Origin of the sequence: Bacteroides sp. RTP21281st1_H5_RTP21281_210402 (assembly GCF_040918965.1) — a bacterium.
In the GTDB taxonomy this organism is placed as follows: Bacteria; Bacteroidota; Bacteroidia; order Bacteroidales; family Bacteroidaceae; genus Bacteroides; species Bacteroides congonensis.
On record NZ_JBCOWR010000013.1, the window covers coordinates 208,789 to 217,796 of the forward strand.

A 9,008-nucleotide genomic window follows, 5' to 3' on the forward strand; every position below is an offset into this window, starting at 1 on the left:
GATTATTCAAACATCTTATTGAATTCTTCGATAGAAACGTTCTTGTTTTCCAAAGTTACCTGTGCTTTCAGGGCAGCAGCCAACTTCACATCTACAACACGGCTCACCAGGTTGTTGATAGTTTCTTTCTTCTTCAACATCTCCTGTGCATAGTTGTCAAGCACATCTTCGGGAACAGACAGCATGCCGTATTGAGCAAACTGCGCCTTCGTTGTGTCTTTTGCCATCTTCAGAACATCTTCCTGTTCCACCTTGATGTCGTTGGATTCTACCAACTGTTCCTTAATCAGGTGCCAAGTCAGTTCTTCGATGCTCTTATCATAGTTTTCAGCTACATATTCTTCGCCTTTCTCTTCGTTGTTCAGCAACATGATGCGTTTCAGCAATGCATCGGAAAATTCCAGCTTACCTACTTTATCCATCATCACTTTACGAATGTCAATCAAGAACTTATAATCGCTGTCGGCAACGAATCTTGCCGCAATTTCTTCTTTGATTTTAGCGCGGAATTCTTCTTCAGTCTTCACAACACCTTCACCGAATGCCTGGTCGAACACTTCCTGAGTCAGTTCACCCGGAACAAAGCGAGTGATTTCTTCTACTTGGAAGCTGAAATCAGACTTCACGTCTTTCGCGATTTCCTTGTCAATCTTCAACAAAGAACCCAGCTCGGCAGCGTTTCCGTCATAAGCAACATTCGGGTTGAATACCAATACATCGTTCACCTTTGCATTAGCGAAGATAGCTTTCTGATCGTCGTTCTTCATATAAGAAGGCATCATTACCGCACCTTCTACCTGAATACCGCCTTCTTTCGTGTTACCTTCTTCGTCCAACTGTGCCAACAGACCTTTCAGCATGTCGTTATCTTCGTAAGCATCTACCTTATCGTACTTACCGGTGCGTTGAGTGTACATCTTCACCTGGTTGTCGATCATTTCTTCAGATACTTCGATTGTATAATAATCTACTTTATCTTCAGCGCTTACTTCAGCCTTGAATTCAGGTGCCAAAGCGATGTCGAATACGAAATCGAATTCATCCATTGTATCGAAATCAATATTCTGTTGCTTTTCTTCGTTAGGCAACGGCTCGCCCAACATGTTCACCTTATTTTCTTTAATATAATTGTAAACAGCTTCTTGCAGTGCTTTATTCACTACTTCTGCAATAACAGACTTACCATACATTTTTTTAATAAGGCTCACCGGAACCATGCCTTTACGGAATCCCGGGATTTGCGCCTTCTGACGGAGTGATTTCAACTCTTTGTCTACTTTCTCCTGATAATCGGCTTTCTCAAGCTTCACAGTAAGCTCTGCGCTTACTTTGTCAATGTTTTGTAATGAAACGTTCATTCTGACAATTATTTATTTGATTTATACTTTGTTCTATACTCAAACGAGGGTGCAAAATTAGTGCTAATCTTTTAAATTTCAAAAGACATTGCTGATTTATTTCGTATCTATTTAGAATACATAACTAACAAATCGCTGATAAACAATACTTCATTGCAACAATCGTTTTCCTTTTTTGCTCATTTTCTGCAAATAAAATCATCAAAAAGATGGTCAATCCAAAAATTATTCTTTTCTTTGTCCCGGATTGATGGACCATTAGTTTCTCGATTTGATTACAAGGTTTTTACTTCCGTTCCAGAAACGCTTTTGTAAACTCTCTGTCGTTTTAATCCTTTTATTAGTAACCATCTGTCCAGAGAGTTTTATTCATTTATTTATTTTTTATCATTTTCATTATGAACATTTATGTTGGAAACCTTAACTACCGTGTTAAGGAAGGAGATCTGCAACAAGTGATGGAAGATTACGGCGCAGTATCATCAGTTAAAGTTGTTATGGACCGTGAAACCGGTAAATCAAAAGGATTCGCTTTCATCGAAATGGAAGACGATGCTGCAGCTGCCAAAGCTATCGCAGAACTAAACGGAGCTGAATACATGGGACGTACTATGGTAGTTAAAGAAGCTAGACCCAGAGCTTAATTGCCGACGCTACATAGCCAAGAAAAAAAAGAAACTTCTGCCACTTGATGACAGAAGTTTTTTTATAGCCTTATTTCCTTTTTTATTGCCTTATTCCAATTCTTTCCCATTTCAACCTTCCATGCTTTGCACTTCAAGGTCTTTTACCTTGCGAAGCAAATCCGAAGCAAAGATAAAGTTGTTCAGGCGTTCATTGGTAGAAGTGAAGATATCGTCTTTCGTCCCTTCCCATTCCTTATGTCCCTCATAGATATAAATCACCTTTTCACCGATTCCCAATACCGAATTCATATCATGCGTATTGATAATCGTGGTCATATTATATTCCTGTGTAATATCGTGAATCAAGTCGTCAATCACCAATGAAGTCTTTGGATCCAGTCCCGAGTTCGGCTCATCGCAGAACAGGTATTGCGGATTCAGCGAAATGGCGCGCGCGATAGCTACACGCTTCTGCATACCTCCACTGATTTCTCCGGGAAACTTATCTTTCGCTTCAGTCAGGTTGACACGTTCCAGGCAGAACATGGCGCGTTTGGTGCGCTCGCGCAATGTATCATTGCTGAACATATTCAAAGGAAACATCACATTGTCCAACACCGACATGGAGTCGAAAAGAGCGGCACTCTGGAAAATCATTCCCATTTCCTTGCGGAGCATCTTCTTCTCCTTCTTCCCCATCATCACGAGATTTCGTCCGTCATACAAGACCTCACCTTTCTCAGGAGTCAGCAGTCCTACGATACATTTCATCAGCACCGTTTTACCGGAACCACTCTGGCCGATAATCAGGTTTGTCTTTCCATTCTCAAAGTCCGCATTGATATCGCTCAATACTGTCTTATCGTCAAACGATTTATAAAGTCCTTTAACCTCAATCATCCCATCAAAAGTTTAGTTAATACCAAATCCGCAAACAGAATCAGGACACTGCTCGACACTACGGAATCCGTAGAAGCCTTTCCCACAGCAATCGAACCGCCTTCCACCGTATATCCGAAGAAAGCGGACACACTTGCAATAATAAAGGCGAAGAAGAGAGATTTGATGATACCCGCCCAGATAAACCACTCATTAAACATATACTGCAAACCATATTCAAGGTCGACGGCATTCATCACTCCGGCAAACCAGCAGGTACAAAAGGCCCCTATGATACCGGCGAATATACTGAATGTCACCAATATGGGAATAACGGTCACCATAGCCGAAATCTTAGGCAGAATCAGATAGTTGGCGGAATTGACCCCCATAATCTCGAGCGCGTCAATCTGTTGCGTCACGCGCATTGTTCCCAACTCCGAAGCAATGTTCGACCCTACTTTACCCGCAAGAATCAGGCACATGATGGAAGAAGAAAACTCCAGCAACATAATTTCACGGGTCACGTATCCTACCGTCCAGCGGGGCATCCACGGACTTTCGATATTCAACTTAATCTGAATGGTAATCACCGCGCCGATGAAAAACGAAATCAACAGCACGATTCCGATGGAGTTCACGCCTAGCTGCTCCAACTCGTTAAGGTATTGCCGGAAAAACATACGCATACGTTCAGGACGGGAAAAAGTCCGTCCCATCAGCATGAAATATCTTCCGACGGTTCTCAATGCTTTTATCATAACTCACACTATTTGTCTGCAAATGTACATTATTTCGGCTTATTTTTACTACATTTGCCGCAAAATAACTAGAATATGGAAGAAAGCAAGATGGTGCTCCGCACGGAAGACCTGGTGAAAAAGTACGGTAAACGAACCGTTGTAAGCCACGTTTCCATCAATGTGAAGCAAGGTGAGATTGTGGGTTTGCTGGGGCCGAACGGTGCCGGCAAGACGACTTCATTCTATATGACCGTAGGATTGATTACCCCGAATGAAGGGCGCATCTTCCTCGACGACCTGGAGATTACCAAATATCCGGTTTATAAACGGGCGCAAACGGGAATCGGCTACCTTGCCCAGGAAGCCTCCGTATTCCGTCAGATGAGCGTGGAAGACAATATTGCCGCCGTGCTCGAAATGACCAACAAGCCCAAAGAATATCAAAAGGAAAAGCTCGAAAGCCTGATAGCGGAGTTCCGCCTGCAAAAGGTACGCAAGAACAACGGTAACCAGTTGTCCGGTGGTGAGCGCCGCCGTACGGAGATTGCACGCTGCCTTGCCATCGACCCGAAATTCATCATGCTCGACGAACCTTTCGCCGGTGTCGACCCGATTGCCGTAGAAGATATCCAGCAAATCGTGTGGAAACTGAAAGATAAGAATATCGGCATCCTGATTACCGACCACAACGTGCAGGAAACGCTCAGTATTACCGACCGCGCCTATCTGCTTTTCGAAGGAAAGATTCTTTTCCAAGGTACACCCGAAGAATTGTCCGAGAATCAGATTGTACGTGAAAAGTATCTGAGTAACAGTTTCGTACTACGCCGCAAGGATTTCCAGTTGGAGAAATAAAAACTACCCGATAAAAAACGCCCGGAAGCATTACGTTTCCGGGCGTTTTTTATTGGATATATATCTTACTTCTGTCGGATATAAATATTAATCGGCGTACCTGTAAGGTTCCACTTCTCACGCATCTTGTTTTCAAGGAAGCGTTTATAAGGCTCCTTCACATACTGCGGCAGATTGGCAAAATAGACAAATGAAGGCACTTGTGTATTCGGCAACTGCGTGATATACTTAATCTTGATATATTTGCCTTTGTTTGAAGGGGGCGGATATGCCTCGATCAACGGAAGCATTTCTTCATTCAAACGGGCAGTCGCAATCTTTGTTGTCCGGTTCTCATATACATTGCGCGCTTCTTCCAGCACTTTCAGGATACGTTGCTTGGTCAATGCGGACGCAAAGATAATAGGGAAATCCACGAACGGGGCAAAGCGTGAACGCACAGCCGTTTCAAATTCTTTTTGCACTTTCACCGATTTGTCTTCCACCAAGTCCCATTTATTGATAACGACCACCAATCCCTTCTGGTTCTTCTGAATCAGTGAGAAGATATTCAAGTCCTGGCTTTCAACCCCTCTCGTTGCATCCAACATCAGAATACAAACATCCGAACCTTCGATGGAACGGATCGAACGAATCACTGAATAATATTCCAAGTCTTCATTCACCTTGTTCTTCTTACGGATACCGGCTGTATCTACCAGATAGAAATCAAATCCGAATTTATTGTAACGGGTATAGATAGAATCGCGGGTTGTTCCGGCAATCTCGGTAACAATGTTGCGTTCTTCACCGATAAACGCGTTTACGATAGAAGATTTTCCGGCATTCGGGCGGCCTACTACGGCAAAACGAGGAATCTCGTCATCCAGAATCTCAGAAGCCTCTTTCTTGAATTTGCTGACAATCAAGTCCATCAAATCACCCGTACCACTTCCTGTCATAGCAGAAATACAATAAGGGTCACCCAATCCCAATTTATAAAATTCGGGGGCATTGTATTGCAAGTCATGGTTATCCGTCTTGTTGGCAACCATAATCACCGGGCTGTTGGCACGACGCAGGATAGCCGCTACCTGCATATCCAGGTCGGTCACTCCGTTCATCACATCCACTACGAACAAAATCACATCCGCTTCATCCACTGCCAGCAATACCTGCTTGCGAATTTCCTCTTCGAAAATATCATCCGAGTTTACTACCCATCCGCCGGTATCTACCACGGAAAACTCACGGCCCAGCCACTCTGACTTGCCATATTGTCTGTCTCGGGTTGTCCCCGCTTCTTCATTCACAATAGCCTGACGAGTTTTCGTCAGACGGTTAAATAAGGTAGACTTGCCCACATTGGGGCGTCCTACAATTGCAACTAAATTACTCATAGTTCAATACCTTGTTTTTTCACGACTATCCCAGTCGCATGAATACTCTTAATCTAACTGATAACCGAAATTACGCAATTCCTTATCCGAACTACGCCAATCCTTATCAACTTTCACATACGTTTCCAGGTAAATAGTCTTTCCAAAGAAACGTTCCAGTTCACGGCGGGCTTCAGTAGCAACCTTCTTCAGCGCCTTTCCCTGTTTACCGATAATGATTCCCTTCTGCGAATCACGTTCCACATAAATGATCGCCCGAATCTGAATCTTCTTCGGCTCTTCCTTAAACTCTTCCACGACCACTTCCACCGAATAGGGAATCTCTTTGTCGTAATAGAGCAAAATCTTTTCACGGATAATCTCATTCACGAAGAAACGTGCAGGCTTGTCCGTCCATTGGTCTTTCCCAAAATAAGGGGGAGAGTCGGGCAGCAATTCCTTGATCCGCTTCATCACATAATCCACATTGAACTTCGATGCGGCAGAAATCGGAATAATCTCGGCCTGCGGAAGCAGTTCCTTCCATTCTTCTACCAGCTTGACCAGCTTTTCCTGGTCGGTAAGGTCAATCTTGTTAATGAGCAATAAGACAGGCACCGTCATTTCACGTACCTTTGCCATAAACTCATTATTCTTATCCGGTGTCTCTACCACGTCAGTCACATAAAGCAAAACATCCGCATCCGCCAGTGCCGAAGTAGAAAAGTTCAGCATAGACTCCTGTAGCTTGTAGTTAGGTTTCAATACTCCCGGAGTATCAGAAAAAACAATCTGCATTTCATCCGTATTATAGATTCCCATAATGCGATGACGAGTAGTCTGCGCCTTAAAGGTGGCAATCGAGATACGTTCGCCCACCAAAGCGTTCATTAATGTCGATTTTCCGACATTCGGATTTCCTACGATGTTTACAAAACCTGCTTTATGCATTTCTCTTCATTTTATTGGTTGAGACAAAAAAACGCATCGAACCGAAATAAGATGCGTTTTTGAGTGTTATAGTTTAGTAACGAGTGTTACTGTTCCTTCTTTCCGTCATAACCCCACTTCACGTAAACCGCACCCCAAGTAAATCCGGCGCCGAATGCAGTGAAAATGATGTTATCACCTTTCTTGAGTTTATCTTCATAATCCCAAATACACAAAGGAAGCGTAGCAGCACTTGTGTTACCGTAATGTTCGATATTCACCAGCACTTTGTCCATCGGCAATTCCATACGATGAGCCACCGCTTCGATAATACGGACATTTGCCTGATGCGGCACAACCCAGTCGATTGTATCTTTTGTCAGTCCATTCTTTTCTGCGATGGCAGCAGAAACGTCCGACATACTGGAAACAGCATATTTGAATACTGTTCTTCCTTCCTGGTGCAGATAATGCATTTTATTGTCAACCGTGAAATAAGATGGCGGACAAACCGAACCACCGGCTTTCATATGAAGGAAAGGCAAGCCTTTACCATCCGTTCTCAGTATCGAATCCATAATTCCGTAATCTTCCGTAGTAGGCTCCAGCATAAAGGCGGCAGCACCGTCACCAAAGATAGGACAGGTAGCACGATCTGTATAGTTAACCATTGACGACATCTTATCGGCACCGACAATGATAATTTTCTTATATCTTCCCGAACGGATAAAATTCGCACCCGTCTCCATCAAATACAGGAAACCGCTACAAGCAGCCTGCAAATCGAAAGCGAACGCATTCTTCAGTCCGAGTTTGTCGCAAAGAATAGAAGCTGTAGAAGGGAAGTGATAGTCAGGAGTACTCGTAGCCACAATAACCAAATCAATATCGTCCGGATTAGCGCCAGTCTTTTTCATCAACTGTTTGGCAGCTTTGCGTGCCATGTATGAACTACCTAATCCTTCCTCATTCAGAATATGTCTTTCCTTTACTCCGATACGAGTCATAATCCATTCATCGTTGGTATCCACCATCTTTGATATCTCGTCGTTAGTCAAGATATAATCGGGAACATATCCACCGACTCCTGTGATTACTGCATTTATTTTTTCCATCAAACCTATTTTAAATTAGCAATACTATAATACTTAAAGCAGCCGGAGAGAATTACCCTCAGGCTGTTTCAGTATGACTGTACTAATTATACAGCTGCTTCTTTCTCAATAGCGAGCTTACCTCTGTAGTAACCGCAAGCGCCACATACAGTGTGGTATACATGCCATTCACCGCAATTCGGGCAAATAGCCAAAGTAGGAGCTACTGCCTTATCATGAGTTCTTCTCTTTGCTTGTCTCGTACTTGATTGTCTTCTCTTAGGATGTGCCATTTTCTTAAAACTTTAATTATTATCTAATATTTTTTTTAATTCATTCCAGCGAGGGTCAATTTGTTCCTCCGCTTCTTCCTCTATTACGATGTCCTCTCCACCCGTGTCGAAATTATCATCGCTATCATCATTCGCATTTGTTTTCAAATGCTTGTTCAGCTTACTTGTTACCGCTTTATTGCACTTACCGGGAGCGTGTACATGCTTCATCGGGATAGACAGTGCAATAAACTCATACATGAACCATGCAACATTGATTTCTCCTTCTTCCTCGGGAATCACAATAAGGTTGTCGCCTTCTTCTGCATATCCATTTCCAAACTTCACCATCAGTTTATCAGAAGAACTGATTGTTAGCTCCATATCATCCAGGCAACGGTCGCATGGTACCCATACCATTCCGTCTGTCTGAAAACTCATCTCGAAAGCACGAGAGGTTCTTTTCACGGTCAATGTAACATTAACCTTTCCTTTCTGAACTTCAGGTCCGTCAATGTGAGCGAAGTAAAGGTTATCCAATACAAACTCATACTTAGCAGAGTCTGTTTGCATACCTTTCAAGTCAATTTTGTATTTATCAAATTTTCCCAAAGCTTCTCTCTTTTTTAAATCGTTAGCTTACAATTCGGGCGACAAAGATACAAATAAATATCCTCATAACATACAAATTACCTGTAAATATTCACTTTTTTAATACGTATTATAAGGTTTGCGACTGTTAAAAAGAGTCGTATAAATGCCGGAACAGTAAAAAAAGAAAGCCTCGCCCGTCAAATAGACAAGCGAGGCTTCTTAAAAAACGGCGGCTACCTACTCTCCCACTGTTACGCAGTACCATCGGCGTGACGAGGCTTAACTTCTCTGTTCGGAAT

At 42.9% G+C, this 9,008-nt stretch carries 10 protein-coding genes; 2 read left to right on the forward strand and 8 right to left on the reverse strand.

What is annotated here, in order from left to right; genetic code table 11:
• Window positions 1-2 precede the first annotated feature (2 nt).
• Complete coding sequence (tig, locus tag AB5443_RS18775) at window positions 3-1,358, reverse strand: trigger factor (protein ID WP_044654667.1); 1,356 nt, start codon at window positions 1,356-1,358, stop codon at window positions 3-5.
• A gap of 398 nt (window positions 1,359-1,756) precedes the next feature.
• On the opposite strand from tig, the gene AB5443_RS18780 reads away from it, so the two are divergent.
• Entirely contained in the window at window positions 1,757-2,002 is a 246-nt protein-coding gene (locus AB5443_RS18780; RefSeq protein WP_004297160.1) for an RNA-binding protein, read from the forward strand.
• 111 nt (window positions 2,003-2,113) lie between these two features.
• On the opposite strand, the gene AB5443_RS18785 is transcribed toward AB5443_RS18780, so the two are convergent.
• Both AB5443_RS18785 and AB5443_RS18790 read right to left on the reverse strand, forming a co-directional pair.
• Window positions 2,114-2,884: an ABC transporter ATP-binding protein gene (locus AB5443_RS18785; RefSeq protein ID WP_044654981.1), complete on the reverse strand. Its 771-nt coding sequence runs from the start codon at window positions 2,882-2,884 to the stop codon at window positions 2,114-2,116.
• A complete protein-coding gene (locus AB5443_RS18790) occupies window positions 2,881-3,624 on the reverse strand; it encodes an ABC transporter permease (protein ID WP_044654980.1) in 744 nt (247 codons plus the stop codon). The genes AB5443_RS18785 and AB5443_RS18790 overlap by 4 nt, the downstream gene beginning before the upstream one ends.
• Before the next feature lie 75 nt (window positions 3,625-3,699).
• Here AB5443_RS18790 and lptB point away from each other — a divergent pair, with 75 nt between their 5' ends.
• Entirely contained in the window at window positions 3,700-4,461 is a 762-nt protein-coding gene (lptB, locus tag AB5443_RS18795) for an LPS export ABC transporter ATP-binding protein (RefSeq protein ID WP_044654979.1), read from the forward strand.
• Between the two features lie 65 nt (window positions 4,462-4,526).
• Here lptB and der read toward each other — a convergent pair whose 3' ends face one another.
• From der to AB5443_RS18820, 5 genes are all read right to left on the reverse strand, one after another.
• Window positions 4,527-5,840, reverse strand: a complete 1,314-nt coding sequence (gene der, locus AB5443_RS18800; RefSeq protein WP_044654978.1) for a ribosome biogenesis GTPase Der — start codon at window positions 5,838-5,840, stop codon at window positions 4,527-4,529.
• A gap of 48 nt (window positions 5,841-5,888) precedes the next feature.
• Entirely contained in the window at window positions 5,889-6,770 is an 882-nt protein-coding gene (era, locus tag AB5443_RS18805) for a GTPase Era (protein WP_073347496.1), read from the reverse strand.
• Window positions 6,771-6,856: 86 nt separating this feature from the next.
• Window positions 6,857-7,864 (reverse strand): beta-ketoacyl-ACP synthase III, encoded by a 1,008-nt coding sequence (locus AB5443_RS18810; RefSeq protein ID WP_044654976.1) that lies wholly within the window; start codon window positions 7,862-7,864, stop codon window positions 6,857-6,859.
• Between the two features lie 86 nt (window positions 7,865-7,950).
• Window positions 7,951-8,136: a 50S ribosomal protein L32 gene (gene rpmF, locus AB5443_RS18815; protein WP_004296852.1), complete on the reverse strand. Its 186-nt coding sequence runs from the start codon at window positions 8,134-8,136 to the stop codon at window positions 7,951-7,953.
• A gap of 12 nt (window positions 8,137-8,148) precedes the next feature.
• The gene (locus tag AB5443_RS18820; RefSeq protein WP_195663539.1) at window positions 8,149-8,727 is read right to left on the reverse strand and encodes a DUF177 domain-containing protein; all 579 of its coding nucleotides are present in this window, start codon (window positions 8,725-8,727) and stop codon (window positions 8,149-8,151) included.
• Window positions 8,728-9,008: the final 281 nt, after the last annotated feature.

Excerpts from the sequence above, each read along its gene's own strand:
- AB5443_RS18810 (WP_044654976.1), bottom strand. The coding sequence starts at position 7,864 with ATGGAAAAAATAAATGCAGTAATCACAGGAGTCGGTGGATATGTTCCC.
- AB5443_RS18790 (WP_044654980.1), bottom strand. The coding sequence starts at position 3,624 with ATGATAAAAGCATTGAGAACCGTCGGAAGATATTTCATGCTGATGGGA.
- AB5443_RS18780 (WP_004297160.1), top strand. The coding sequence starts at position 1,757 with ATGAACATTTATGTTGGAAACCTTAACTACCGTGTTAAGGAAGGAGAT.
- rpmF (WP_004296852.1), bottom strand. The coding sequence starts at position 8,136 with ATGGCACATCCTAAGAGAAGACAATCAAGTACGAGACAAGCAAAGAGA.
- AB5443_RS18785 (WP_044654981.1), bottom strand. The coding sequence starts at position 2,884 with ATGATTGAGGTTAAAGGACTTTATAAATCGTTTGACGATAAGACAGTA.
- era (WP_073347496.1), bottom strand. The coding sequence starts at position 6,770 with ATGCATAAAGCAGGTTTTGTAAACATCGTAGGAAATCCGAATGTCGGA.
- tig (WP_044654667.1), bottom strand. The coding sequence starts at position 1,358 with ATGAACGTTTCATTACAAAACATTGACAAAGTAAGCGCAGAGCTTACT.
- lptB (WP_044654979.1), top strand. The coding sequence starts at position 3,700 with ATGGAAGAAAGCAAGATGGTGCTCCGCACGGAAGACCTGGTGAAAAAG.
- der (WP_044654978.1), bottom strand. The coding sequence starts at position 5,840 with ATGAGTAATTTAGTTGCAATTGTAGGACGCCCCAATGTGGGCAAGTCT.